Origin of the sequence: Streptococcus zalophi (genome assembly GCF_016481285.1) — a bacterium.
In the GTDB taxonomy this organism is placed as follows: Bacteria; Bacillota; Bacilli; order Lactobacillales; family Streptococcaceae; genus Streptococcus; species Streptococcus zalophi.
In genome coordinates, this window is sequence record NZ_JAENBP010000005.1 from 68,435 (window position 1) to 93,000 (window position 24,566).

26 protein-coding genes, 1 pseudogene and 1 riboswitch are annotated in these 24,566 nt (G+C 36.2%); of the genes and pseudogenes, 22 read left to right on the forward strand and 5 right to left on the reverse strand.

The features are described from left to right. The first annotated feature begins 27 nt into the window (after nucleotides 1-27). The 3 genes from JHK64_RS05035 (at nucleotide 28) to JHK64_RS05045 (ending at nucleotide 3,613) form a co-directional block, all read left to right on the forward strand. Nucleotides 28-963 carry a dsDNA nuclease domain-containing protein gene (locus JHK64_RS05035; RefSeq protein ID WP_199567910.1) on the forward strand — a complete coding sequence of 312 codons (936 nt, stop codon included), beginning with the start codon at nucleotides 28-30 and terminating at the stop codon, nucleotides 961-963. Beyond that, the gene (locus tag JHK64_RS05040) at nucleotides 956-2,611 is read left to right on the forward strand and encodes a P-loop NTPase family protein (protein ID WP_199567911.1); all 1,656 of its coding nucleotides are present in this window, start codon (nucleotides 956-958) and stop codon (nucleotides 2,609-2,611) included. The genes JHK64_RS05035 and JHK64_RS05040 overlap by 8 nt, the downstream gene beginning before the upstream one ends. A 312-nt stretch (nucleotides 2,612-2,923) precedes the next feature. Continuing rightward, a complete protein-coding gene (locus JHK64_RS05045; protein WP_199567912.1) occupies nucleotides 2,924-3,613 on the forward strand; it encodes a L,D-transpeptidase in 690 nt (229 codons plus the stop codon). A gap of 54 nt (nucleotides 3,614-3,667) precedes the next feature. Here JHK64_RS05045 and JHK64_RS05050 read toward each other — a convergent pair whose 3' ends face one another. Further along, nucleotides 3,668-3,922: a nuclear transport factor 2 family protein gene (locus tag JHK64_RS05050; protein ID WP_199567913.1), complete on the reverse strand. Its 255-nt coding sequence runs from the start codon at nucleotides 3,920-3,922 to the stop codon at nucleotides 3,668-3,670. Between JHK64_RS05050 and JHK64_RS05055 the strand changes: the two are divergent. Further along, nucleotides 3,877-4,092, forward strand: a pseudogene (locus JHK64_RS05055) (YjbQ family protein); the annotation flags it as partial. The gene JHK64_RS05050 and the pseudogene JHK64_RS05055 overlap by 46 nt on opposite strands. Nucleotides 4,093-4,157: 65 nt before the next feature. Here the strand turns inward: JHK64_RS05055 and JHK64_RS05060 are convergent. From JHK64_RS05060 to JHK64_RS05075, 4 genes are all read right to left on the reverse strand, one after another. Next, a complete protein-coding gene (locus tag JHK64_RS05060; RefSeq protein ID WP_199567965.1) occupies nucleotides 4,158-4,451 on the reverse strand; it encodes a DUF5960 family protein in 294 nt (97 codons plus the stop codon). Further along, nucleotides 4,438-4,806, reverse strand: coding sequence for a hypothetical protein (locus JHK64_RS05065; RefSeq protein ID WP_199567914.1), 369 nt, complete (start codon nucleotides 4,804-4,806; stop codon nucleotides 4,438-4,440). The genes JHK64_RS05060 and JHK64_RS05065 overlap by 14 nt, the downstream gene beginning before the upstream one ends. Then, nucleotides 4,803-6,218, reverse strand: coding sequence for a Y-family DNA polymerase (locus JHK64_RS05070; protein WP_199567915.1), 1,416 nt, complete (start codon nucleotides 6,216-6,218; stop codon nucleotides 4,803-4,805). Before JHK64_RS05070 ends, JHK64_RS05065 begins: the two co-directional genes overlap by 4 nt. Nucleotides 6,219-6,284: 66 nt before the next feature. Further along, complete coding sequence (locus JHK64_RS05075; protein WP_199567916.1) at nucleotides 6,285-6,986, reverse strand: XRE family transcriptional regulator; 702 nt, start codon at nucleotides 6,984-6,986, stop codon at nucleotides 6,285-6,287. A gap of 684 nt (nucleotides 6,987-7,670) precedes the next feature. On the opposite strand from JHK64_RS05075, the gene JHK64_RS05080 reads away from it, so the two are divergent. The 18 genes from JHK64_RS05080 (at nucleotide 7,671) to JHK64_RS05165 (ending at nucleotide 24,565) form a co-directional block, all read left to right on the forward strand. Continuing rightward, nucleotides 7,671-9,353, forward strand: coding sequence for a sensor histidine kinase (locus tag JHK64_RS05080; protein ID WP_199567917.1), 1,683 nt, complete (start codon nucleotides 7,671-7,673; stop codon nucleotides 9,351-9,353). Next, entirely contained in the window at nucleotides 9,331-10,110 is a 780-nt protein-coding gene (locus JHK64_RS05085; RefSeq protein ID WP_199567918.1) for a helix-turn-helix domain-containing protein, read from the forward strand. The genes JHK64_RS05080 and JHK64_RS05085 overlap by 23 nt, the downstream gene beginning before the upstream one ends. A gap of 66 nt (nucleotides 10,111-10,176) precedes the next feature. Further along, nucleotides 10,177-11,211, forward strand: coding sequence for an ABC transporter substrate-binding protein (locus JHK64_RS05090; protein WP_199567919.1), 1,035 nt, complete (start codon nucleotides 10,177-10,179; stop codon nucleotides 11,209-11,211). 10 nt (nucleotides 11,212-11,221) lie between these two features. Continuing rightward, nucleotides 11,222-12,301, forward strand: a complete 1,080-nt coding sequence (locus tag JHK64_RS05095) for an ABC transporter ATP-binding protein (protein ID WP_199567920.1) — start codon at nucleotides 11,222-11,224, stop codon at nucleotides 12,299-12,301. Next, entirely contained in the window at nucleotides 12,301-13,965 is a 1,665-nt protein-coding gene (locus JHK64_RS05100) for an ABC transporter permease (RefSeq protein WP_199567921.1), read from the forward strand. Before JHK64_RS05095 ends, JHK64_RS05100 begins: the two co-directional genes overlap by 1 nt. Nucleotides 13,966-14,112: 147 nt before the next feature. After that, nucleotides 14,113-14,766, forward strand: coding sequence for an HAD hydrolase-like protein (locus JHK64_RS05105; protein WP_199567922.1), 654 nt, complete (start codon nucleotides 14,113-14,115; stop codon nucleotides 14,764-14,766). 57 nt (nucleotides 14,767-14,823) lie between these two features. After that, nucleotides 14,824-14,913: riboswitch (TPP riboswitch) on the forward strand. Between the two features lie 161 nt (nucleotides 14,914-15,074). Beyond that, a complete protein-coding gene (thiW, locus tag JHK64_RS05110) occupies nucleotides 15,075-15,629 on the forward strand; it encodes an energy coupling factor transporter S component ThiW (protein ID WP_199567923.1) in 555 nt (184 codons plus the stop codon). 13 nt (nucleotides 15,630-15,642) lie between these two features. Then, nucleotides 15,643-16,200, forward strand: coding sequence for an ECF transporter S component (locus JHK64_RS05115; RefSeq protein ID WP_199567924.1), 558 nt, complete (start codon nucleotides 15,643-15,645; stop codon nucleotides 16,198-16,200). Between the two features lie 3 nt (nucleotides 16,201-16,203). Further along, complete coding sequence (locus JHK64_RS05120; protein ID WP_199567925.1) at nucleotides 16,204-17,490, forward strand: ATP-binding cassette domain-containing protein; 1,287 nt, start codon at nucleotides 16,204-16,206, stop codon at nucleotides 17,488-17,490. Next, nucleotides 17,477-18,145, forward strand: a complete 669-nt coding sequence (locus JHK64_RS05125; protein ID WP_199567926.1) for an energy-coupling factor transporter transmembrane component T family protein — start codon at nucleotides 17,477-17,479, stop codon at nucleotides 18,143-18,145. The genes JHK64_RS05120 and JHK64_RS05125 overlap by 14 nt, the downstream gene beginning before the upstream one ends. Nucleotides 18,146-18,209: 64 nt before the next feature. After that, the gene (tenA, locus tag JHK64_RS05130) at nucleotides 18,210-18,890 is read left to right on the forward strand and encodes a thiaminase II (RefSeq protein ID WP_199567927.1); all 681 of its coding nucleotides are present in this window, start codon (nucleotides 18,210-18,212) and stop codon (nucleotides 18,888-18,890) included. 1 nt (nucleotide 18,891) lies between these two features. Further along, nucleotides 18,892-19,686 (forward strand): bifunctional hydroxymethylpyrimidine kinase/phosphomethylpyrimidine kinase, encoded by a 795-nt coding sequence (thiD, locus tag JHK64_RS05135; RefSeq protein WP_199567928.1) that lies wholly within the window; start codon nucleotides 18,892-18,894, stop codon nucleotides 19,684-19,686. Between the two features lie 3 nt (nucleotides 19,687-19,689). Then, nucleotides 19,690-20,478, forward strand: coding sequence for a hydroxyethylthiazole kinase (thiM, locus tag JHK64_RS05140; RefSeq protein WP_199567929.1), 789 nt, complete (start codon nucleotides 19,690-19,692; stop codon nucleotides 20,476-20,478). After that, nucleotides 20,474-21,118, forward strand: a complete 645-nt coding sequence (gene thiE / locus JHK64_RS05145) for a thiamine phosphate synthase (protein WP_199567966.1) — start codon at nucleotides 20,474-20,476, stop codon at nucleotides 21,116-21,118. The genes thiM and thiE overlap by 5 nt, the downstream gene beginning before the upstream one ends. A 306-nt stretch (nucleotides 21,119-21,424) precedes the next feature. Beyond that, a complete protein-coding gene (locus JHK64_RS05150) occupies nucleotides 21,425-22,861 on the forward strand; it encodes a PTS sugar transporter subunit IIC (protein ID WP_199567930.1) in 1,437 nt (478 codons plus the stop codon). Nucleotides 22,862-22,939: 78 nt separating this feature from the next. Beyond that, a complete protein-coding gene (locus tag JHK64_RS05155) occupies nucleotides 22,940-23,218 on the forward strand; it encodes a PTS sugar transporter subunit IIB (RefSeq protein WP_199567931.1) in 279 nt (92 codons plus the stop codon). Nucleotides 23,219-23,344: 126 nt separating this feature from the next. Further along, nucleotides 23,345-23,830, forward strand: a complete 486-nt coding sequence (locus tag JHK64_RS05160) for a PTS sugar transporter subunit IIA (protein ID WP_199567932.1) — start codon at nucleotides 23,345-23,347, stop codon at nucleotides 23,828-23,830. Nucleotides 23,831-23,896: 66 nt separating this feature from the next. Then, on the forward strand, nucleotides 23,897-24,565 hold the full coding sequence (locus JHK64_RS05165; protein WP_199567933.1) for a 3-keto-L-gulonate-6-phosphate decarboxylase UlaD: 669 nt from the start codon (nucleotides 23,897-23,899) through the stop codon (nucleotides 24,563-24,565). The last annotated feature ends 1 nt before the right edge of the window (nucleotide 24,566 follow it).

The window sequence follows — 24,566 nt, forward strand, 5'->3', positions numbered from 1 at the left end:
TTAATAGTAAGGACAATGGAGAATGTTATGGTAAAAGATAATGGAGGAGCAATTGCACAAAAAGGATTTAATTATCAAAACTGTGTCGTCTCTTTAGTTGCAATTAGAAATTATAAAAAATCTAATTTTTCAATATATGTTGAAACAGATGATGATTTTGAGGTTACATACGATGAAAATTATCATGCTTATATTCAGGTCAAAGGTGAAAAAAGCATGAGTATTAGTAAATTATTGAAGAGCACTAAAGACAGACCTTCAATTTTTGAAAAAAACTTTTCATCTGGGACAATGGATTCAATCTACAAAGTAGTGGTTTATAACTTCAAAGAAAGAGATTTACAAGAAATGCAAGAACAAATTGACTCAGAGGAACTTTTCGATAGCTCATGGTTATTGTCTGACAATCAAAAAGAATCAATTAACAATCCAAAAACAGAAAAATTTTCTTTAGTAAAGACCGCTTTTGATAAAAATATCGTTAATGCTAGAACATTTTTAAAAGGTGAGCTAGCAAATCAAAACATTTCCATTGATGGCAGGGATGATATTATTCTCAATGAGTTATTACAACAAATTGTTCAAAAATCAGAAAAAGAAATACGAACAAATACTGATAAAGAACTAAAAAAAATCACTTCAGAAGAATTGAATTTAATATTACAAAAAATAACTGCAAAAGCTCGCTTTGATGAAGAACTTGAGAAATTTCATTTCACTTCTATAAAAAATGTAAAAATTAAGAATGAAGAAATGAATATTATTTTAAAGTATATGACTGCTAAAAAAGCTGTTATTGCCTTTCTAAAGCGTGATGAAAATAGATTAGAAAAGGAGGAAGCAATTATATTGTTACCTCAATCTTTTAATTTACCTGAAATGGAAACATTATCGGAATACGCTAAGTATGCGGTGAGTATATCGGCTTATTGCGACATTTTGGAGGGCATTGCGAATGAGTAGACTTAGAATAAAAAGTCTTTTAATTGTAGACTACAATAAAGAAGAAGCGAATAAATTTTTATTTTCTGATTCTGCAAATTTAATAGTAAGTAGTACAAATGGTGAAGGAAAATCTAGTATTGTTAAATCGATTTACTATGCTTTAGGTGCAAATATTAAACTATTTCCTCAAAATTGGAAAGCTGATAGCTATATCTTTCAACTAGAAATATTTGTTGATGATGAATCACTATTAATAAAGAGGCATAACAAGACAATTTCAGTTTTAGAAAATGATGAAATTCAAGTATTTGAGAATTTTAAAGAGTATTCAGTTTGGTTTCAAAGTAAACTGGGAATGGACATGCAGTTAGTTAGCAAAAGTAGCAATAATTCTAGTTTAGCCTCAATTGATGCGCTCCTAAGTCCAATGTATATTGACCAAGATAAATCGTGGGATGGTAAACTATTCAAAGATTCATTTGAAGGATTAGGTCGATACAAATCAGACTCTTTTCCAAAAAATGTTTTCGATTATTATTTGGGGCTTTCAGACAATCAGATAAATGATAAGGAAAGTAAAAAGAATGATTACTCACGGCAGTTAGAATTAGTAAATGGAAAAATTAATCAAATTAAATCTGTATATGAAACATTTCGTTCTCAAAAAAATATTACGGAAACAATTCCTAAAAATTATGATGAATTTCAAAAAGAAGTGAAATTTTATGTTGATGAAACAAATAAATTCTCAGAACAAATTACAAAAAAAACAAGTGAATTATTTCGAGATAAAGTAAAACTTGATATTTTAAAACAAGATTTAGAAGAACTTAAAAAACTATCAAGTAAGACTAAAGAAAGATACTCAGACATAAAACATGAATGTGTCTATTGTCATTCAGTACTAACAAGAGGACAATCCCTAACACGATTGGAATTAGAAGATAATGAGTTGGCTATAAATGTGCGAAAGGATCACATTTGTCAACAAATTATAAAAATTGAAAGAATTGTTGTTGAAAAAGAAAAGACAATGGAAGAACTCAAAAAACAATTTAATCAATATCATCAACGATTAACAGAGTTAAAAAAATTATCAGATATTAATGAGTATGTGAATCAAAATGTTCTATTGGAACTTAAAAGCATGGAGATTCAAGAAACAGAAGAAAAAACAAGAATTGAAATATTTATCACTCAACTTAAAAAGGAACTTAGAAAACTTAAAAAAGAACTTTCTGAAAAATCTCAAGAAATGGAAGGACAGTTTGAAGAGTTAAAGAATAAATTATCAATTATTATAGGTTCAGAAGGAGTTGCTAATAAGAAGTTTAGAGATTTCAACAAATTGAAGGGAAGCGGAACAAATCTAAATAGGGATTTATTAACTATGTTTCTGGTTTATATAAACTTAGTTGATAGTAAGTCAGAAATCGGTTTTCCTTTTGCTATCGATTCATTTGTAAAAAATGAAACGGATAAAAGAGTACTGAAGAGAATGTTTCAAGGTATTAATGAATATTTTTTAAATTTGAAAAATCAAACATTTTTTTCAATTATTGAAGAAAATTTAACATACATTAGTCCACAGATTAATCATGTAAAAATCAATAGTCCCTTATTAAAAAGTGAGCTTTATGATAGTTTGGAGAAGGAAATTATTTAGGGTGGTATAATTTAGGATTTGTGTTATTTGAAATATGATAATAACAACTTTGTCAATATTTAATGATTGCAATGGAAAATAAAAAATAAATGCTCTTGTAGAATTACATAATTAATAGAATAAGAAGGATTTATTTAGGATTTGATACTGTTTAAAATAATTTGAAGGTTTTTGTTTTTTCTAACTTTTTAAACCATCCTCACAATCTTTCATTTTTCGTTGCGATTATTTTTCTTTTGTTTTATACTAGGGTTGAACATGTGAAAAGGTTAGCAAATCAATTGTTAATGGATGATAGAGAGGGTGAGAAGGATGCGTCAAAAACGGTCTCCTATAACATTAATCATCATTGTAGTAGTGTTTCTTTTGGTTGGAGGGTATGCTACTTATCAGGTCTTGGGGAAAACGGGTGCTGGTAAAGAGGCGGGTAAACCTACTGTGACTGTTGCCAAAAAGACGTCGACTGAGGACAAAGAAGTGTCTAGTTCTGTGGCGTCAACGACTAGTGTAGAAGTCACTCAGGAAGAGACACCGCTGACAGAACAGGTGGCGGACACGGCTTCAGTAGCCACTGATGCACCTAGGCAGGAAGAGTCTTTTTACCCTGACCTTGCTCAGTACAATGATTTATCGATTAAGGTTTCTATTGCTGAACAAAAAATGTCCATTTTATCGGGTAATCAGGTGATTTTTTCAACGACGGTTTCAACAGGTGCCCCAGAAAGTCCAACACCGACTGGTCAATTTATCATTGAGCCGGAAAGAGGTGATTTCTTCTTTAATGAAGCTTCTGGTGAAGGTGCTTATTACTGGGTCTCTTTTAAGGATCACGGCCTTTATCTGTTTCATAGTTTGCCTACTGATCGTTATGGTAATGAAATTCCTGAAGAAGCAGCCAGACTTGGCATGCCAAGTTCTCATGGGTGTGTAAGGATGCCAAGAGAAACAGCTAAATGGTTTTATGAAAATATTCCAAGTGCTATTCCTGTGCAAATCAATTAAGAAAAAACTAGCCTTATCACAGAGTGATAGGGCTAGTTTTATTCATTATGATCATCAATACATGGTATTGCCATTCATACTTTCTTCAGGGATTTCTTGAATAGCATCCCAGTGTTCAATGATTTTTCCATGAGGATCAAAGCGGAAAAAATCCATGGTAACAAATTCGTGAGCTTCTTCTTTCGTGTAGTGCCACACTTGGTGTGTGTGAAGAGAAATAAGGTCGCCCTCTGCGATGGCGCGTACAAAGGAAATGGTTTTGTTGGGATAATCCAGAACAATGGTTACCAGGAGGAGATAAAAAGGCATTATGGAACGCTGATGCACATTTGAAAGCTAGTTTAATTGGAGCAAGCGAAACTTTGCCAATTATTTCCGGTGATTTAGGAATTGGTAAAACAGGATATGTTTTCTTTGTAGATTTTGATACTACTAGAAAGAGAAAACGATATTATCATGTTACTGTTATAGGGGAGTAAGAGTGCTAACTACTGTGTAACTGATTTAAAAATTCTATCATTTTTTAAAACCATGACGGTCTTTGTTATTTAAGACTGGTCATGGTTTTTTGATAGGTGTATTTTCTAATCAGTGTATTATCTGGTGGGGTCTCTATGCTAAAGAAGAAGTAGTGGTCAAGACCGTCTTTGGCATTTTCTTTGTTGAGTTTAAAGTAGGATTTTTGGGCGTTTGCCATGCTTCGCATCAGATCGTCCGTGAGAAAGGTGAGTGGAATGTCTAGTGCAGAATACTTGTAGAAATCTTTTTCAAATTGTCTGTATTGCTCACTGAAATAATCCATTTGTAAAGCATTTTTTTCATAATCAAATAGACTCATCATCGTCCTCCTTAGCCTGTTTTATTGTTATGATGTCGTCTAAGTTTAGTCTGAGATAGGTTTTGTTGGTTTTAAGGATGAGGTGATTTTTATCGATGTTTGAGATACTACCATAATAGTCATCTCTTTTTTTCTTGTTTTTGACACTAATGTTAATGCTTGTTTGGTTAGCATAGACGCGTCCAAGAAGACTTACTTTTTCTTTGAGTGGCATTTCTGAAAAGAAGATGTCGGAAGTGAAGGCGTCTGATAGGGCAGTAGTGTGTTCTGAAAGGAAAAAGCCCATCCATTTTGCCATTTTTCTATCCTGATATTCTCTTGCTGACTGAAAAGGCAGATAGGAGCGGTCAATCATTTGAGTCCCTCCAATCCTCCAGCAGAATGCCCTCCTATCAATTTGCTGCGTGCGATATTACGAGAATTCTCTAAGAGGACAGTGCCTTTTTGTAATGCTAAAAAGCCAAATTGGTCACGGATAGTGTCGATAGTGCTTTGTAGTTTTTCTTCTTTTTCAAGGCTTGCAACATCATCAAAGAGAGAGATTAAGGCATAACGCTCATCCACTAACCCAGCATACCTAACGCCAATTTGACGAACGGCACCGGAAGTATATTTTTGTCGAAAAATCCGAATAACTGTCCTTTGTAGCACTTGTGTGTTATTGGTTGGTTCGATCTTGGTATGAGTGTGAATCCCTTTTTTCATCTCTGTTTTTGAATAGGAGACATCGATGGCAACAGTGGTTGTTTTTTTATGAGCTCTTCTAAGGCGAATGGCGACTTGTTCTGCCATCTCACTCAGAACAAGTTCGATATCTCGTTGTTTGGTGTAGTCTTTGGGGAGAATTTGCGAATTTCCAAGCCCCTTTGCTTTCACGCGATAAGGCGTGTGAACGTTACTTTCATCAACGCCATTGGCATGGAACCATAGCTGGACGCCGATAACACCAAATTCTTTTTTGAGTTGATCGGGGTTGGTATTGGCTAGTTCTCTAATCGATGTGATACCCAATTTTTCTAGCCGCTTAGCGATGCGATGACCAATGCCCCAGAAATCAGTGAGCTGAGGAATATTCCAGACCTTGCTTTCGACATCCTGATAGGACCAGTTGGCTCGCATGGTTTTGGTTTTCTTGGCTTCATTATCAAGTGCTAATTTGGCAAGAAGTGGATTGGCATTACTCATGCCGACAGTTGAGAAAATACCCGTTTTCTGCCAGATATCATGCTGGATTTTGGCAGATAACAAATCAAGTTTTTTCTTTTTTGAGAGTGTTTTATCAGGGATGAAATAATCAAGTGAAGAAGTAAGATCAATCAATTCTTCATCAATCGAGTAGGGAAGGATATCCTGTGGACTAGCATACTGTTGAAAGATTTTCTGGATTTGACTATTAATCTTGATATAGCTATCCATCCTAGGAGGAACGATGAGTGTTCGCTTTGCCCAATTTTCAACAAAAGCAATCTCTTTTGGTGTTGGCGTAAGTCCTTTTTGTTTTGCCCGATAATAATTGAAACGTCGGGTTTTAAGATGAAAGGGTAAATCGTAGGAGCGACCAACATTATGTTGGCCAAATATTTTTTTAAAGGTAGGTGACGCCGCTAAGATGAGCCCATCAGCATTGTCGGCACGACTCATCACACAAAGAGATGTTGTCAGTGGGTTTAGCCCACGCGCCACACACTCAACGGATGCGTAGAAGGATTTCATATCGACAAAAGCAATATCAGATTGAGGCTCTCTCGTATAATCAATGTAACCCATAGTGCTTCTCCGTATTATTAAATTTGGGATGAGTAGTGAGAACGGTTGTTTTTGACTTCTTGTTTGTCACAATGCTTCTTTAATGACTGGCATAAAGTGACTGACAACCAGTCCCACAATTTTAGGCTCATCTTCGTAGGGAATAAACTGGTCGGGGAACTCTTTATTAAGAGAAACCATACGAAAACCTTCTTTTTCACGATAGAGTTTTTTAATGTAGAGAGTATCATTCCAAGATAAGGCATAAACGGCGCCATCATAGTCAAAACCGTTGGCCTTGATGAGGGCGACTTCACCATTTTGATAAATGGGTTCCATCGAGTTTCCTTTAATCCAAGTCGCGATATCATAGCCATATTGTTCGACATCAGAATAGACAGTTTCTGTCTCGTATTCGTCAAAGAGTGATTCTCCCAAACCAGCTGAGAGTGCAACATCTGCTAGGACAGAGACAGCAAACAGTGGTCTGACTTTTTGTTTTTGTTGTTGCTGTATTTCTAATAAATCAGCCACATACTCCTCAGCATTTTGTTGATTTGATGGGGAGAGTCTGAGATAGTCTCTGACAATCTGATATTCTGATTCAAAATAGGTGGTCTCCACTTCCAAAATAAGGGCAAGTGTTGCCAAATGTTTTTGGTTGGGAATGGTTTTACCACTCTCCCAGTGATGATAAGCTACCCGACTAATCTCTAATTCTTTTGCCATCCTCGCTTGAGAATACCCTTTTTCGACTCTTTTTTGTTTTAAACGTTCTTTTGAAAACATAAGACACCTCTTGTTAATTTATAACTTAACAAAATTATATCACTTTTGAGAGAATTTGCAAGAGAGAGGAAACGTTTTTAATATAAGGAATTGATTTTAAAATATCAAAATAAAAAAGACACTAGTTTATTTCTCAAATGAGACAGTAAACTAGTGCTATGAATTTATTTATCAGATAAAAATTTTTTAAAACAAAATTTTGTATATTATTTCTATATTATCTAAAAATTGATATAATAATAAAAAAAGCACCGAGACGGTGCCAGAATGTGTACGTTTAAAACTTATTTTAACGCGCTGTGTTGTTTCGAATAGTTCCATTAAGAAAGAAAAGAGATTTAAAATGAAATATAGCCGATTAGATATATTTTTTATCCTTTTATTACTCATAGAGATAGTTTCTGCAGTGATTATCTTGTCACAAGAGATAACTATGACTAGAGTAATTGTTTTTGTCTGTGCTTTTTTGGGGACTCTTTTAAATTGGAAAATGTTTTATAAAAATGATAAAGAAAATTAACTGTTAGAAAGTTTTAAAGCTATGTTCTCTAGTAAATATTCCTCACACTTTTGTGTGAGGATTTTTTGTTTTTGACACCGTTTACATTTTTGTTTTTGCCTGTTATAATGACAGTGTCGTTAAGGAATGAGGAGAAACACTTTTTTGTTTGCGAGGAAATGGATATGGCCTTACCAGTAGAGAAAAAAGAAATTGTGCCTTTCAGAGATAAATTACGCGCTGAAATGGGACATAGTTTTAAGAAAATTGCCCTTGTTATTGGGCTCTCCTACCTCTTTATACTGACTTTTTTTATTTTACTCTTACAATATAGTCAGTTAATGCAGGGCAAAAGGATGGTTCAATCTTATTTTGAAGAGATAGATGCTACGACTAGTCGTGTTTTTGAAGACTTGGAAGCAGGTAATCTGGACTCTTTTATTTCTGGTAATATCAGTGAGCGTGAGATGTTTCGTCAGATTTATGAAGAAACCAATCAGCTACCTTTTCGTTCAACACTTGCTATCTATAGCGCTGATAAGGAGCTCTTGTTGACCACTCGTCTCCCCAATCGTGATGGTCTAAAAGATGATGCCTATGTCAAAATTGCTCTCAACAATCTTGGAAGAGAGAGTTTGTTTAAAATCATGAAAGATCATCAATCAAACAACTATCTCATCAAGCTAAAAGCCATCTATCAAGAAAACGAGATTGAAGGCTATCTGGTTCTTTATATTGATAGTAATGATTTTAAATCTTCTGTTGAATCAGAAGCTATCCAGTATGTTATCACCGATTATTTTGATAATCTCTTTGCCTCTAACAGCTCTAGGTATGATGCTGAGTCTCTTGAAAAGATAGATGGGGCATCATTATCACGACTTTTAAGTTTGAGACAAGGCAATCTCTATCTAGCGAATAAAACACTTTTAAATAAAGATCTTTATCTCTACACTTATATTTTGGTAGTACCACTCACCTACCTTTTTGCCTTCACGGGTCTTTTTGCAACAGTTATCATTTTTATTCTTTTTGCGGCGTCTAATCGTTTGTCACGAAAAATAACTCTTCATAGTAGTGATAGTATTGATATTTTAGTTTCTGATTTGGATCTCATGATGAAAGGCTTTAAAGAATCTGTTGCAGTGAGTACCGATGATGAGTTTGGTTATCTCGCTGATAAAATTAATAAAATGGTCGAAACCATGCAACTTTTATTTGAACAAACCTTGCAGTCAGAACAAGAAAAAGCGCGTTGTGAACGCAAATTGCTGGAGGCACAATTTAATCCGCATTTTCTCTATAACGCCTTAGAAGCGATTAAAATTTTGATGTATTTCGATGTGAAAAAAGCAGAACAGATGATTCTCTCACTCAATCGTGTGCTACGCTATAGTGTGACGTCGATATCTGATTATGGCTTTTTAGCAGATGATTTGGCGATTATTGAAGACTATCTTTTAGTTAATCAGGTGCGGTTTGAAGAATTAACCTACACTATCGACTATCCTAATCATCTAAGTGAGTTAACCATCCCCAGATTGTTTCTTCTTCCCTTGGTTGATAATGCTTTAAAACATGGTATGAAAGATCGTCATGCTCTAGATATCGGATTGACGGTTAAAGAGGAGAATGGAAAAATTCTTTTTACTGTGGCTGATAATGGGTCAGGTTTTTCCGAAGATTTTCTAGCCGTTTTTGCTGATTACATCCATACGGATGATACACATCATGGTCTGATTAATTCTTACAGGCGTTTGGTCATGCTTTATCCAAGCACCAAGATTATGATTGCTAAACAAGAAGATAAGAATCTGGTGACTCTATCTATAGAAAGGAGAGGCGATGTACCGATTAATCATCGTTGAAGATGAAACACTCATTAGACAATGGCTAACACAGGCACTTGATTATCATCAACTAGGTTTAGAGGTGGTAGCGGTCGCAAAAGATGGCTTAGAAGGAGCCAGTCTCATTAAAACATTAAAACCTCATGTGGTGTTGACCGATATTAAAATGCCTCATAAAACGGCTTTTGAAATGTTTGAAGTAACAAAAGAGGTGGCCTATGAAAAAGTGATTTTGTCTTCCTATAGTGACTTTCAACATGCCAAGAAAGCGATGCAATATGGTGTTTATAATTTCATCGAAAAACCGATTGACCTAGAAGAATTAAGAGATTGCCTCTGGCAAATTCAGTTGGACTTAAAAAAGAAAGACGATAGTAGTAGTGCCGAGGAGAAGGAGCCTATCTGGTCTGATTTCTCATCACTTAATCTGCCTCAGGTCATGTCTGAGGATTGGGCAAAAGAACTGGTTGAGTGGCTACATCTTAACTACGATAAACCAATCGCCACAGAAGATTTGGCCAAGCATTTTGGTTACAGTGAAAGTTATCTCTATAAAAAAATCAAGGAGGAGTTAGGAATTACCCTCACAGACTACCTCAATCGTTACCGGATTAAGCGAGCTATTCAGCTGATGATGAGTTTGCCTGATGTCAAGGCTTATGAAGTATCTGAGGCTGTTGGTTTTTCCGATTATAACTATTTTGGTAAGGTTTTTCGTCGTTATACCGGTTTGAGTTTTACCGAATTTAAAGAGAATTTTACCCATAAAGGATAGAATTTTCCTATCAATAAAGCGCTTTCTTTTATACAATGAGGGTGAATAAATGAAAGGAGCATTCTTATGCGTAACAAATTTTTGTCACTAATTGTTGGTTTTATTGCTCTTATTGGTTTGACAGCCTGTGGTTCAAGCCAGACGTCAGAAAATAACTCAGGAGAAAGCGATAAACTAGTCGTTTATTCACCTAACTCTGAAGGCTTAATCAATGCGATTATTCCAGCTTTTGAAGAAAAATATGGCATTAAGGTGGAATTAATTCAAGCAGGTACTGGTGAACTCTTTAAAAAATTAGAAAGCGAAGCTAGTCAACCTGTTGCTGATATCATTTTTGGTGGGTCTTACACACAATACGAACAACATCCAGAACTTTTTGAGGAGTATGTGTCTCCTGAAAATGAGAATGTTGTTGAAGCATATCAAAACACAACTGGCTATTCTACACCTTACGCACTGGATGGTTCTGTTTTGATTGTTAATAAGGACTTAACCAAAGGTATGGATATCAAAGGTTATAAGGATTTACTCAATCCAGAATTGAAGGGGAAAATTGCGACAGCTGACCCATCCAACTCTTCTAGTGCCTTTGCCCAATTAACCAACATGCTTCAAGCTAATGGTGGTTATGATAATGATGAGGCATGGCAATATGTGGAAGATCTCTTCACTTTGATTGATGGTAAAATCAACTCAAGTTCTTCTGCTGTTTATAAGGCGGTAGCAGATGGTGAAATGGCTGTTGGTTTGTCTTATGAAGATCCTACCGTGAAACTGCTTAATGATGGCGCAAATATTGAAGTCATTTACCCAGAAGAAGGGTCTGTTTTCCTTCCAGCTAGTACTGCTATTATTAAAAATGCCCCTAATAAATCAAATGCTGAAAAATTTATCGACTTTGTGATTTCAAAAGAAGCACAAGACACTCTTGGTACTGAAACCACTAATCGCCCTGTTCGTAAAAATGTGGCAGTTAGTGATAATATGAAGCCACTTGAAGATATCAAAACACTTGTAGAAGATTATGATTACGTTATTGAACATCAAGAAGATATCGTTAATCATTACAATCAGATTTTTGTTGACCTACAATCAAAATAGGAGTGGCTAAATGAGTGAAATTATCATTAAAAATGCCAAAAAAATTTATGGAGATACAACCGTTATTGAAGATTTGAATGTTGTCATTCCAGATGGTAGTCTGTTTACTCTTTTAGGGCCATCAGGCTGTGGAAAGACAACCCTACTTCGAATGATTGCAGGGTTTAACTCGATTGAAGGTGGTGATTTCTATTTTGGTAATGACCGTATCAATCAAATGGAACCCAGCAAACGTAACATTGGGATGGTTTTTCAAAACTATGCGATTTTTCCTCATCTATCTGTTAAAGATAATGTTGCTTTTGGACTTAAACAGCGAAAACTCAATAAAGAAGAAATGGCTGAAAGGGTTGATCGCTATTTAAAATTGATGCAGATTGATCAATTTAGAGACCGAAAGCCAGAAAATCTCAGTGGTGGTCAACAACAACGTGTGGCTCTAGCAAGAGCTCTAGCTATCAGCCCAGATGTACTCTTAATGGATGAACCTTTGAGTAACTTGGATGCTAAACTCAGAATAGAGATGCGACAAGCCATCAAAGAAATTCAAAAAGAAGTTGGTATTACGACGGTTTATGTGACGCATGATCAGGAAGAAGCTATGGCTATTTCCGATCAGATTGCTGTCATGTATCTAGGAGAAATCCAGCAAATTGGTAAACCAAAAGAACTCTATCATCGCCCTAAAAATGAATTTGTAGCTACCTTTATTGGACGAACCAATATGATTTCAGCACAATTGGTGAAACAAGAAGGACAAGCTCATCTTCAATTTGCTGATGGTTCAAGTATTCCTTACCCTCTTTTAAATCATTTGGACAACCAAGAGGTAAGAGTTAGTGTGCGTCCAGAAGAGTTTGTTAGAGACCTTGATGGTCCGATTAAAGCAACGATTAAAGATAGTACTTATCTGGGCTTAAACACAGAATATATCCTAGAAACACCTTTTTCTGATCGCATTCAAGTGACAGAGGAGTCGACGCTTGATGAAGACTTTGGTCCAGGAGATGAGATCCGTCTAAGAATTAACACTTCCAAAATCAATGTCTTTTCAGCAGATGGTCAGGTGAATTTATTGGAGGTGACGTGATGAAAAAAGCCCTTGAGCGGATGAATATTTGGCTCATATCTTCTATTATCATATTTGTCACTTATCTCATCTTTTTAATCTATCCGATTGTCACTATTTTAAAGCAAGCTCTTTTTGTAGATGGGCAGTTGTCACTGGGTAATTTTTTAACCTTCTTTTCGAGAGATTACTATTTTGATACCTTATTTAATAGTTTTAAAGTATCGGTGATGGCAACCTTGTTGGCACTTGTTGTTGGGACCTTGCTGGCTTATTGTTTTGCCATGTTTCAGTTTAAGGGGAAAAAGGTCTTACAAATTTTAATCATCATTGCCTCTATGTCAGCTCCTTTTGTTGGTGCCTATTCATGGATTCTCCTCTTGGGGAGAAATGGTGTGATTACTAAATTTTTGATTAATACACTAGGTTTTCCAAACATTGATATTTATGGTTTCTTTGGCATTGTTCTTGTGTTTACCCTTCAACTTTTTCCTTTAGTCTTTTTATATGTGAGTGGCGCTTTAAAGAGTATGGATAATTCTCTTTTAGAAGCAGCTGAAAGTATGGGAGTGAAGGGAATTAGTCGGCTTACGAAAATTGTGTTACCTCTTTTGGTACCAACGCTTTTAGCAGCAGCTCTTTTAGTCTTTATGAGAGCTTTCTCAGACTTTGGGACACCGATGTTGATTGGTGAGGGCTATCGTACCTTCCCTGTACTCGTTTACACGCAGTTTATCAGTGAAGTGGGAGGCAACTCTGCCTTTGCTTCAGCTCTTGCGATTATCGCGATTATCATTGCTTTAACCATTTTCTTGGTGCAAAAATACATTGCCCATAAAAACAGTTTTAGCATGAATTCTCTCCACCCGATTGAAGCAAAACCTGTTAAAGGACTCCAGAAGTTTATGGTTTACTTGTGGGTTTATGGCGTTATTGGTTTATCTGTCATGCCACAAATGTATTTAATTTATACCTCATTTTTAAAAACCTCAGGCATGATTTTTGTGCCAGGCTATTCTTTGAATAGTTATCAACAGGCCTTTGATCGCATGGGCTCAAGTATTTTAAACACCTTACGTATTCCTTTTATGGCTCTCGTGGTGGTTGTTATTTTTGCCACTTTTATTTCTTACTTAAGTGTTCGTAAACGCAATGCCTTTACTTCCTTGATTGATAGTATGAGTATGGTGCCTTATATTGTTCCTGGAACGGTTCTTGGGATTGCCTTTATCACAGCTTTTAATACTGGTATTGGTGGGACTGGTTTTCTTGCCATTATCGGGACATCGCTGATTATGGTGATTTCGTTTTCGGTAAGGCGTTTACCTTATACCATCCGTTCATCAGTAGCGGCCTTGCAACAGATATCACCTAGTATTGAAGAAGCCGCAGCTAGTCTTGGTTCTTCACGCTTAAATACCTTTGTTAAGGTCACAATTCCTATGATGATGCCAGGGATTATTGCAGGAGCTATCTTATCTTGGATTACAATGATTTCTGAGTTATCAACCTCTATCTTACTTTATAATGTACGGACAAAGACTATGACCGTAGCCATCTATACGGAAGTTCTTAGAGGAAATTATGGTATTGCTGCTGCTTTATCAACCTTACTAACTATTTTCACTGTCCTCTCACTTCTTTTATTTATGAAAGTGTCTAAGAGTGATAGTATTAGCATGTAATAAAGAGTTTCGTGCCATGATATCAAACCAATTCTTGTCTTTATGCGAGAATTGGTTTTTGTTTAGAAGCCTCAAAATAGTTAGAGAATAAACAGCATTGAGTCTTTTATTTTCTTGTGATATGATGATGTTAAAGGAGTTGGTATCGTGAAAAAAGTTATTTTTATGGATTTGGATGGTGTGATTTTTGATTCCTATCATATCTGGGATCAGGTGGTTGAAACGTTACTAGCTCAAAATGAGCTCAGCTTAACAACGACTATTCGTCAAAAACTATGGAACAGCACCATAAATCAAGCAGAAGATTATTTGCTATCTCTTTTGGGCAACGATTGGACTTTAGAGGATTTGAGACGAGAAAAAGACAGGCTACTTGTTAAGGCTTATGAGAAAGTAACCTTGATGCCAGATGTTTTCTCAACACTTGAAACGTTGGTAGAAGACGGTTACGAGTTGGTTGCTGTGACTAGTAATGAGAGTCACTTAGCCTTAAAAGGATTGGAAGAAACGTCTCTTTTACCATATTTTAATGCCGTCTACAGCATTTTTGATTTTAACTTTCAAAATAAAACAAAGAATTTCTTGCAAAGAGTAGCGCGTGATATTGGTGTCTCACCTCATCATCTTGTGATGGTTGAGGATTCTTGGCAAAATTTGAAAGAAGCAAAAACGCTTGGCATCACAACACTATATCTTGAAAATGCTGTCTATCCTTTAGAAGAACAAAAAGATTTTATTGATTTTCGTTTTTCTCAATTTAGTGATTTACCAAAATTAATCAGCACTATTTTTACTCATTAATTTCACAAACTCTTGAGAATTTTTAAAAATTGTGTTACTATCAAATTGTAAAATTAAATAGGACATTTGGGGTGCTTAACAGCTGAGATTATACCCATTGAACCTGATACAGTTAGTACTGTCGCAGGGAAATGTGTGCCGTCACGAGTGTTTTTTGTGACGAGAAAGGCTTTTTTTCTTTGTGAAATATAAAGCGTTTTCATTATCTAATTGATGATTCAAACCCCGTTTGCTTGCAAATGGGGTTTTTATGATTTAATAGGTTTGTTTTAGCTTGTTACCATTTCAAGTCCATGAAAGGAGAAGTGATGGTTAATCAAAAAACGACAAAACTCTCAGTGCTAGCGATTATGATTGCGCTTGATGTGTTTTTGAGTCCGATTTTTCGGATTGAAGGGATGGCTTTTATGTCCAGTGTGGTTAATGTCATAGCAGGAATTCTCATGGGACCAATCTTTGCTTTAATCATGGCTTTAATAACAGCAGTTATTAGAATTTTAACCCAATCAGGTGTCGCTGCGGTAGCTCCTTTAGCTATTTTAGGAGCAGGGCCAGGTGCTTTCTTAGCTGGAGTGTGCTATCGATTGTGGAAAAAAGATTGGGCATCATGGCTGGGCGAATTTATAGGGACTGGTTTAATAGGTTCCATCTTATCAGCACCTGTTATGGTGTGGTATTGGACTTTTAGTGCTCAAGGAGATAGTGAACTTTTAGCCAAAGCCTCAGCAGCTCAGTCTCTTTTCTTGTTTACCCCAAGATTTGTTGGGGCAACTATTATCGGTGGCATCATTGGGATGTTCTTAGTTCAAGGATTGAAGCGACTCCCTTTATTTACACGTCTACAAACTATTTTTATATCTTAAGGAGAATGATGAAATGAAAAAAATAACATTAAAAGATGTTTTATTAATTGCTTTATTATCTGTGGTACTTGGTATTATCTATTTGGGGGCCGGCTATGTCTCTGGCTCATTGGTTCCTTTTATTGGTCCTGTCGCTCATGAAATTATTTATGGGATTTGGTTTGTTGCAGCACCCATGGCTATTTATATTTTAAGAAAACCAGGCACAGCCATAATCACAGAACTTTTAGCTGCCTTGGTTGAAGTTTTGACCGGTTCAGTGTTTGGTCCCAGTGTATTGATTATCGGAACTCTTCAAGGTCTTGGCTCAGAGCTTGGCTTTACTTTCTTTGGTTATAAAAATTATAAGTGGCCGGCTTTTATTCTATCAGCTATTTTAACATCATTACTAAGCTATGCATGGTCTTATTATGCCAATAGTTATGGTGCTTTTGGATTTACTTATAATCTAGTGATGATTACCGTCAGAACCTTGTCATCTATCGTCTTTTTCCTTGTGACTAAGGGCATTTGCGATCAGCTTAAACACAGTGGTGTTCTTAATTCTTATGCTATCAGTCAGAAAGGCTAAGCTATGCTATTAGTAGAGAATCTAAGCTATGCTTATCAAGATCACCCTCCTCTTTTTGAGCAGTTGAGTGTTTCAATGGCGCAAGGAGAAAAAATTCTTATCGGTGGCTATTCTGGTTGCGGTAAAAGTAGTCTTGCATTTTTATTAGCAGGATTAAAAAAACCTACGACTGGTGCTGTCTTATTAGATGATGTCGAGATTTCTCCCAAAGATGTTGGTTTCATTTTTCAAAATCCAGACTTGCAGTTTTGTATGGATACCGTTGCTTTGGAATTACTCTTTGTCTTAGAAAATTTACAAGAAAATCCAGAGATCATGGCTGAAAAAGTCACTCAAGTGTTACAAAAAGTTGGCTTAGCAAATTATCATGATCGTCAGATTAACACTCTTTCTCAAGGAGAAAAACAACGGCTATCTCTGGCAACTATCTTTTTAAAAGAGCCTAAGATCATGATTTTAGATGAAGCTTTTGCCAATCTTGACAAAAAAAGTGCCTTAAGACTGTTAGATGATGTTTTGGCTTATCAAGAACAAACCAATGCTATCTTGATTGTGATTGATCATTTGATTGATTATTACAAAGATAAGATGACGACTTATTATTGGTTTGAAGAGGGACTATCAGCTGTTGACTATGACGTTTTAAAGCATCATTTCCCACCTCTAATATTGAAAGATAAAAAGATTTCTTTAGGGGAAACTTTGCTAGAAACCAAGCAGTTTCAAGTGCAACTGGCAAAGGATAAGACGATTTTCTATCCAGATATCAGCTTAAAAAGAGGTGAAAGGCTTTGTTTAGATGGGCCAAGTGGTATTGGGAAATCCAGTTTTTTCTTAGGTCTTTTAGGTATCTATAAGAACAAAGGAGCTATCAAAGGCATTAAAAAGGATATGTCTGCTATTACTTTCTTGTTTCAAAACCCATTGGAGCAATTCATTTTTGCCAATGTCTATGAAGAGATTTTTCAGACTTGTCGCGATGAGAAAAAAACACAAAGTATTTTAGAGACACTGCAATTATGGGAGAAAAAAGATTTATCCCCTTTTCAGTTGAGCCAAGGACAACAAAGACGTTTGGCTGTTGGTATTATTCTAGCCAGTCAGGCTTCTCTTGTTTTGATTGATGAGCCAACCTATGGTCAAGATGCCTATCATGCACAAGCGATCATGGATTTGATTTTAAGCTATTGTCAAGAAAATCATTGTGGATTAATTTTCACCAGTCATGATCAAGCACTGAAAGAGACCTTAGCGACTCGATTTGTGGAGGTGACAAATGCTGTACCTTAAAAATTATCACCCAGCGATGACCTTTGTCAGCTTACTCATTTTAACCTTTGCTTTTAGTATTAGTTTTAATTTATGGCTTACTTTATTTCTACTGACTTTAATTTGGTTAACAGATCTCTTTTATGGTGGCGTCAAGCGTCCCTTCTTATGGCTCAATGGGCTTGGTCTTTTGATGGGAGCATCTCTTTTCATTGGGACCTTTATCTGGGGTAAAAATCCTCATGATCTTATCTTGTCGTTAACGGTTGCTTGTCGTCCGCTCGTCTTTATGAATATTGGATTGCTCTTTCATCTATCCCATTCTAATTATGACTTTATTGAATCACTACACCAAAGTTTTGCTCTTCCCAGCCAGTTTGCCTATGGCTTATTTGCAGTTTTCAACCTCTTACCACTCATTAAATTACAGTATCAGAGAAATCGTCTGGCTTTTAAACTAAGAGGACAGCGAGTTGGACTGTTATCGGTTAAGCTGATCTTATCTTTACTGTTTAAAACAATCTACTGGGTGGATCATCTAGAGATGGCCATGATTTCAAAGGGCTTTGATTCAGAAAGTAGGAGAACGCATGCTCATCGTTATCCGATTTTGATGAAGGATTATTTCTTACTAGCTGTAGCGATTGGCTCAGCAATTCTCATCTTAATCGTTTAAAAGGATGAAAAAAACAGTATTAGTCACTTATTGTGCACTTTAAATTAAGAAAAAGGAGTTTACAATGTTAAAAGAACAAATGATTGCAAAAAGTGAAAAATATATTGACCTTATCTACAATGATCCTTTCATTCAAGGAATTGTTAATGGTAATTTAGACCCAAAAGCAGTCTGTCATTATTTACAAGCTGACTATGCCTATCTTAATAAATTTGCTGATATTTATGCTTTATGTATGGCAAAAGCCGATAATGTCACTGACAAGCGCTTCTTTATAGGTCAATTGTCAATGATTTTAAATGAAGAATTAGAAGGGCAAGAAGGCCCTCACCAAGTGTTAGCAGCCTATACTGGTAAGCCTTATAGTAGTATTGTTGCTGATAGCAAATGGTACCCATCAGCTGATCACTACATTAAACACATGTCATACAACATCAATGAACACGGCATTGCGGGCGCTCTATCAGCCATGGGTCCATGTCCATGGGTTTATCATGAAGTGGCTAAAAAAATTAATGCAGAACATCATTTGGCTGATACTCATCCTTTTAAAAAATGGGTTGATTTCTATGCTGATGATTCAACGGAAGACTTAATGGGTAATTTTTTCAGAATGATCGAACACTATTCACAAAATATTTCTGAAGCTACTAAGGCCATTTTTGTTGATAATTTTGTCAAATCTTGTCAACATGAAAGACGTTTCTTTCAAATGGCTGTGACACAAGAAGATTGGGAGGATTAAAATGGCTAAATTAGATGCAGTTTTAACGATTGCAGGTACTGACCCTAGTGGTGGGGCAGGCATTATGGCTGATTTGAAGAGTTTTCAAGCCAGAGAAACCTATGGCATGGCTGTGGTAACTAGTGTTGTTGCCCAAAACACACAAGGGGTTAGAGCAGTGCAACACATTACTCCTGATATGGTGGATCAACAACTTTCCTGTGTGTTTGAAGACATTGAACCACAAGCGATTAAAACAGGTATGCTTGCTCAAGTTGAGATAATAAACATTGTCGCTTCATACTTAAAAGATTATTCCAAACCTTACGTCCTAGATCCAGTTATGGTGGCAACAAGTGGTGATCGCTTGATTGAAGAAGAAGCTATTGAGGCCTTAAAGAGTAAACTATTACCTTTAGCAACTCTAATAACACCAAATTTACCAGAAGCAGAAGTTTTAGTGGGGCGTTCTTTATCTGATGAGGCTAGTATCATCCAAGCAGGTTATGAGATTCAAGATAAATATCACGTTAAAAATGTCATTATTAAAGGCGGTCATGCGACTGGTCTTGCTAAAGATTATCTCTTTTTAGAAAATGAGGGATTAATGACGCTCAGTAGCGAGCGAATTGATACTGTTCATACACATGGAACGGGTTGTACATTTGCTGCTGTCGCCACAGCTGAACTTGGTAAAGGCAAAACGATTGTTGAAGCTGTTAAGACAGCTAAAGCATTTATCACTTCAGCCATTAAAAATGCACCGGAATTGGGTAAGGGCCATGGTCCTGTCAATCATTTGAGCTATAAAGGATAGAAAATGTATTTAGAAAAACTAAAGAAAAGTAATCCTCTCGTTATTTGTATTACAAATAATGTGGTCAAGAATTTTACAGCCAATGGCTTATTGGCTTTAGGCGCATCTCCTGCCATGAGTGAATATGAGGAGGATTTAGAGGATTTGTTAAAAGTCGCTAGTGCTCTATTGATTAATATTGGCACCTTGACACCGGCTAAATGGCAACTCTATCAAAATGCGATTACCATTGCCAAAAAAAATCATGTACCAGTCGTTTTAGATCCTGTTGCTGCAGGAGCTAGTCGTTTTCGATTAAAAGTATCTCTTGATTTGCTACATCATTATCCCATCACTCTCTTACGGGGGAATGCCAGTGAAATCGCGGCTTTAATCGGAGAAAAACAAACATCAAAAGGAGCTGACAGTGGTTTTGTTGAAGATATTGGTGCTTTGGCCCGAAAAGCTAGCACTATTTTTAGCATACCAGTTATAGTTACTGGTCCAGTTGATGCCATTGCTGTCAACAATCAGGTGCGACTCATTCAAAATGGTAGTCCTTTAATGCCTCTTGTGACAGGAACAGGTTGTCTACTGGGGGCTGTATTAGCTGCTTTTATCGGTCTTTCTGAAGAAAAGGATTATCTAGATTGTTTATCTGAGGCCATGTTAGCCTATAATATTGCCGGTGAATTGGCACAAGAAAAAGCCAGTACAACTGGACCTGGTAGTTTTAAGGTTACATTTTTAGATAGCCTTTATCAGATAAGACCTCATCAAATGAAAGAAAGGCAGAGAATCATTAATGATTAAAGAGAATTTAAAACTTTACTTTGTCTGTGGCACGGCTGATTGCCCACAAAATAATCTTCTGTCAGTTGTTGAAGAAGCCTTAAAAGGAGGCATTACTCTTTTTCAATTTCGCGAAAAAGGATCAAATGCTTTAATAAAAGAGGATAAGAAAAAAATGGCGCAGCAATTACAAACCTTGTGTCATCGTTATCATGTTCCTTTTATCATTGATGATGATATTGATTTGGTGGAAGCAATTGATGCTGACGGCCTTCATATCGGTCAAGGGGATATTGCGGTTAAAGAAGCAAGAAAACGACTTCCCCATAAAATCATTGGTTTATCAGTCAGTACCATGGCAGAATATCAACAATCAGCGATTGAACTTGTCGATTATATTGGTGTAGGACCTTTTCAAGCAACACAATCTAAGGCAGATGCCAAACCAGCAATTGGCAATCGCATAACGAAAGCCATCAGAGAAATCAATCCAGATCTTCCCATTGTTGCTATTGGTGGTATCAATCAATCTGTCATTTCTTCTATCATAGAAGCAAAAGCAGATGGTGTTGCGATTATTTCAGCCATTTCCAAAAGTCCAGATGTCTATCAAACCACAAAAAGGTTAAGACAAACACTTGATTTGGCACTTACTAACTAGCAGTTCCTTTCTTTATGTCTATTGTCTGTCGTGTTTAAAAGGATTTTTAGGAAAAATAGTAAAGATACTCATCTTTTTTAAGAGATGAGTATCTTTACTAGCTCACGAATAGTAAAAAAGAAACTAGTTCATTTTTATAGTTTTTGACTATCTTCAGTCTTTAGGTTAACTCGTTTGTCACTTAGATTTTTCATTAGGTCTAATTTTGAACATATAAGTGTACAATACTTGGTCTTTATAAAAGCGCTTACAAAAATTATAATAAAGTTAGAAAGAAAATAAAAACTTTGAAAAGAGGTAGTTCCTATGGATATATTTCTAGCGCCCCTAAACTGGTTCTCTCAAAATATTTTGCAGAACCCGGCATTTTTTGTAGGTCTCTTGGTTTTAATTGGGTATTTACTACTCAAAAAACCTTTGCATGAGGTATTTGCAGGTTTTGTGAAAGCAACCGTTGGCTATCTCATTTTAAATGTAGGTGCAGGAGGACTGGTTGTCACTTTCCGTCCGATTCTAGTGGCCTTGGCTCAAAAATTTAATTTAAATGCAGCGGTCATTGACCCTTACTTTGGTTTAGCTGCTGCCAACGCAAAGCTTGATACAATGGGTTTCATTAGTGTAGCGACAACAGCTCTATTAATCGGATTTGGTGTTAATATTTTATTAGTTGCCCTTCGTAAAATCACAAAAATTAGAACTTTGTTTATTACAGGTCACATCATGGTACAACAGGCAGCAACGATTTCAGTTTTTGTCCTTTTGTTAATCCCTCAACTTCAAAACACTTGGGGTACGTGGGCAGTAGGTATTATATGTGGTCTTTATTGGGCAGTTAGCTCAAATATGACTGTGGAAGCTACACAACGTTTAACTGGTGGTGCAGGTTTTGCCATTGGTCACCAACAACAATTTGCGATTTGGTTTGTTGATAAGGTTGCACCTTACTTTGGTAAAAAAGAAGAAAATCTTGACAACTTAAAATTACCATCATTCTTGAGTATTTTCCACGATACTGTGGTTGCCTCAGCAACACTAATGCTGGTCTTCTTTGGTGTTATCTTAAGTGTTCTTGGTCCAGAAATCATGTCTAACACTGAACTCATCACAAATGGAGCTTACAATCCAGACAAACAAGCCTTCTTCATGTACGTTCTTCAAACATCTCTCACCTTCTCTGTTTATCTCTTTATCTTGATGCAAGGTGTTCGGATGTTCGTTTCTGAGTTGACCAATGCCTTTCAAGGTATTTCAAATAAACTTCTCCCAGGATCATTTCCAGCGGTTGACGTTGCAGCATCTTATGGTTTTGGTTCAGCCAATGCCGTTCTTTCAGGATTTACCTTTGGTTTAATCGGACAATTAGTCACTATCGCACTTTTAGTTATCTTTAAGAGTCCAATTCTTATCATCACTGGTTTTGTTCCAGTATTCTTTGATAATGCCGCATTAGCAGTGTATGCTGATAAACGTGGTGGTTGGAAAGCTGCAGCCATCTTATCATTTTGCTCAGGTATTCTTCAAGTGGCACTTGGTGCAATAGCTGTTGGTTTATTACAACTATCAGGTGGCTACCATGGTAATATTGACCTTGTTATCCCTTGGTTACCATTTGGTTATCTCTTCAAATACCTTGGTATTGCTGGTTTCGTTCTTGTTTGTCTCTTCTTATTAGTCATTCCACAATTACAATATAGAAAAGCAAAAGATAAAGAAGCTTATTACAAAGGTGAAGTTCAAGAATAACAATATTATTTCATCATTCATTTTGCCCTATTGCCCTTAGCAATCAAGTGGCTAGACATATCATTAGGAGGAAAGATAATGCTTAAAATATTGACAGCATGCGGAAACGGCATGGGATCATCAATGGTTATTAAAATGAAAGTAGAAAATGCCCTTCGCCAACTAGGGATTACAGATTTCCAATCGGCGTCTTGTTCAGTAGGTGAAGCAAAAAGTTTGGCAGCTAATTATGATATTGTCATTGCCTCAAATCATTTAATCCATGAATTAGATGGTCGTACAAAAGGACATCTCGTTGGTTTAGATAATCTAATGGATGATAATGAAATCAAAGAAAAATTACAAGCAGTTTTGTAATCAAGTGATTATTTTTGGATAGTAGAGAAAGGTATTGTTAATCCATTTACAATACTTTCTCTTTATGCCAAGAAATAATTTGATAATGCTCATTGTTAATCAATGAGATAGGCAAAAGGAGAGGTTATGAATTTAAAACAAGCATTTATTGACAATCAATCGATTCGGTTGGGACTTAGTGCTAAGACGTGGCAAGAAGCTGTACAATTATCTGTTCAACCTTTAATTGAAAGTGGTGCTGTAAAAGAAGAATACTATCAAGCGATTATTGACTCTACTGAAGAATATGGTCCTTATTACGTCTTGATGCCTGGAATGGCCATGCCTCATGCTCGTCCAGAAGCAGGTGTTTTGCGAGATGCCTTTTCATTAGTCACGCTAAAAGAACCAGTTGTCTTCTCAGATGGCAAGTCTGTTCAAGTTCTTATTGCTTTAGCAGCAACCAGCTCAGATATTCATACCTCAGTTGCTATCCCTCAAATTATTGCTTTGATGGAGTTAGACAATGCAATTGAGCGTTTAGTGGGTTGCCAAAGTGCTGAGGAAGTTCTTGCTATGGTAGAAGAATCTAAGAATAGTCCATACCTTGAAGGATTGGATTTAAACAGTTAATTATATTATCAGAATCAGGCAATATTTTCTAAAGATAAGAAAGACTGTCTATATGAAAGGAACCCTATGAAAAATCGAATTCCAAATTTACAAGTAGCTCTAGACCACTCAGATTTACAAGGAGCCGTTAAAGCAGCTGTTTCAGTTGGTCAAGAAGTTGATATTATTGAAGCAGGAACTGTTTGTCTCCTACAAGTTGGTAGTGAATTAGTGGAGGTGCTACATAATCTCTTCCCAGACAAAATTATTGTGGCTGACACTAAATGTGCTGATGCTGGAGGGACTGTTGCAAAAAATAATGCTCTAAGAGGAGCAGATTGGATGACTTGTATTTGTTGTGCCACTGTTCCAACAATGAAAGCAGCGCTTAAAGCCATTAAGGAAGTTAAAGGAGATCGTGGGGAAATTCAAATTGAACTCTATGGGAACTGGACCTTTGAAGAAGCTCAAACTTGGCTGGATGCAGGTATTTCACAAGCCATTTACCATCAATCAAGAGATGCTCTTTTAGCCGGTCAAACATGGGGTGAAAAAGATTTAAGTAAAATTAAAAAATTAGTTGACATGGGCTTTCGCGTTTCTGTCACGGGTGGCCTTAATGTGGACACATTAAAGCTATTTGAAGGCATTGATGTTTATACTTTTATAGCTGGTCGTGGTATCACTGAAGCCAAAAACCCAGCAGAAGCAGCGCGTGCTTTTAAAGATGAAATCAAACGAATTTGGGGGTCATGAT

Excerpts from the sequence above, each read along its gene's own strand:
- JHK64_RS05075 (WP_199567916.1), bottom strand. The coding sequence starts at position 6,986 with ATGTTTTCAAAAGAACGTTTAAAACAAAAAAGAGTCGAAAAAGGGTAT.
- tenA (WP_199567927.1), top strand. The coding sequence starts at position 18,210 with ATGTTAAAAGAACAAATGATTGCAAAAAGTGAAAAATATATTGACCTT.
- JHK64_RS05045 (WP_199567912.1), top strand. The coding sequence starts at position 2,924 with ATGCGTCAAAAACGGTCTCCTATAACATTAATCATCATTGTAGTAGTG.
- JHK64_RS05035 (WP_199567910.1), top strand. The coding sequence starts at position 28 with ATGGTAAAAGATAATGGAGGAGCAATTGCACAAAAAGGATTTAATTAT.
- JHK64_RS05080 (WP_199567917.1), top strand. The coding sequence starts at position 7,671 with ATGGCCTTACCAGTAGAGAAAAAAGAAATTGTGCCTTTCAGAGATAAA.
- JHK64_RS05100 (WP_199567921.1), top strand. The coding sequence starts at position 12,301 with ATGAAAAAAGCCCTTGAGCGGATGAATATTTGGCTCATATCTTCTATT.
- JHK64_RS05065 (WP_199567914.1), bottom strand. The coding sequence starts at position 4,806 with ATGATTGACCGCTCCTATCTGCCTTTTCAGTCAGCAAGAGAATATCAG.
- JHK64_RS05165 (WP_199567933.1), top strand. The coding sequence starts at position 23,897 with ATGAAAAATCGAATTCCAAATTTACAAGTAGCTCTAGACCACTCAGAT.
- JHK64_RS05095 (WP_199567920.1), top strand. The coding sequence starts at position 11,222 with ATGAGTGAAATTATCATTAAAAATGCCAAAAAAATTTATGGAGATACA.
- JHK64_RS05060 (WP_199567965.1), bottom strand. The coding sequence starts at position 4,451 with ATGAGTCTATTTGATTATGAAAAAAATGCTTTACAAATGGATTATTTC.
- thiW (WP_199567923.1), top strand. The coding sequence starts at position 15,075 with ATGGTTAATCAAAAAACGACAAAACTCTCAGTGCTAGCGATTATGATT.
- JHK64_RS05125 (WP_199567926.1), top strand. The coding sequence starts at position 17,477 with ATGCTGTACCTTAAAAATTATCACCCAGCGATGACCTTTGTCAGCTTA.
- JHK64_RS05085 (WP_199567918.1), top strand. The coding sequence starts at position 9,331 with ATGTACCGATTAATCATCGTTGAAGATGAAACACTCATTAGACAATGG.
- JHK64_RS05155 (WP_199567931.1), top strand. The coding sequence starts at position 22,940 with ATGCTTAAAATATTGACAGCATGCGGAAACGGCATGGGATCATCAATG.
- JHK64_RS05050 (WP_199567913.1), bottom strand. The coding sequence starts at position 3,922 with ATGCCTTTTTATCTCCTCCTGGTAACCATTGTTCTGGATTATCCCAAC.
- JHK64_RS05120 (WP_199567925.1), top strand. The coding sequence starts at position 16,204 with ATGCTATTAGTAGAGAATCTAAGCTATGCTTATCAAGATCACCCTCCT.
- JHK64_RS05070 (WP_199567915.1), bottom strand. The coding sequence starts at position 6,218 with ATGGGTTACATTGATTATACGAGAGAGCCTCAATCTGATATTGCTTTT.
- thiM (WP_199567929.1), top strand. The coding sequence starts at position 19,690 with ATGTATTTAGAAAAACTAAAGAAAAGTAATCCTCTCGTTATTTGTATT.
- JHK64_RS05115 (WP_199567924.1), top strand. The coding sequence starts at position 15,643 with ATGAAAAAAATAACATTAAAAGATGTTTTATTAATTGCTTTATTATCT.
- JHK64_RS05090 (WP_199567919.1), top strand. The coding sequence starts at position 10,177 with ATGCGTAACAAATTTTTGTCACTAATTGTTGGTTTTATTGCTCTTATT.
- thiD (WP_199567928.1), top strand. The coding sequence starts at position 18,892 with ATGGCTAAATTAGATGCAGTTTTAACGATTGCAGGTACTGACCCTAGT.
- JHK64_RS05150 (WP_199567930.1), top strand. The coding sequence starts at position 21,425 with ATGGATATATTTCTAGCGCCCCTAAACTGGTTCTCTCAAAATATTTTG.
- JHK64_RS05040 (WP_199567911.1), top strand. The coding sequence starts at position 956 with ATGAGTAGACTTAGAATAAAAAGTCTTTTAATTGTAGACTACAATAAA.
- JHK64_RS05160 (WP_199567932.1), top strand. The coding sequence starts at position 23,345 with ATGAATTTAAAACAAGCATTTATTGACAATCAATCGATTCGGTTGGGA.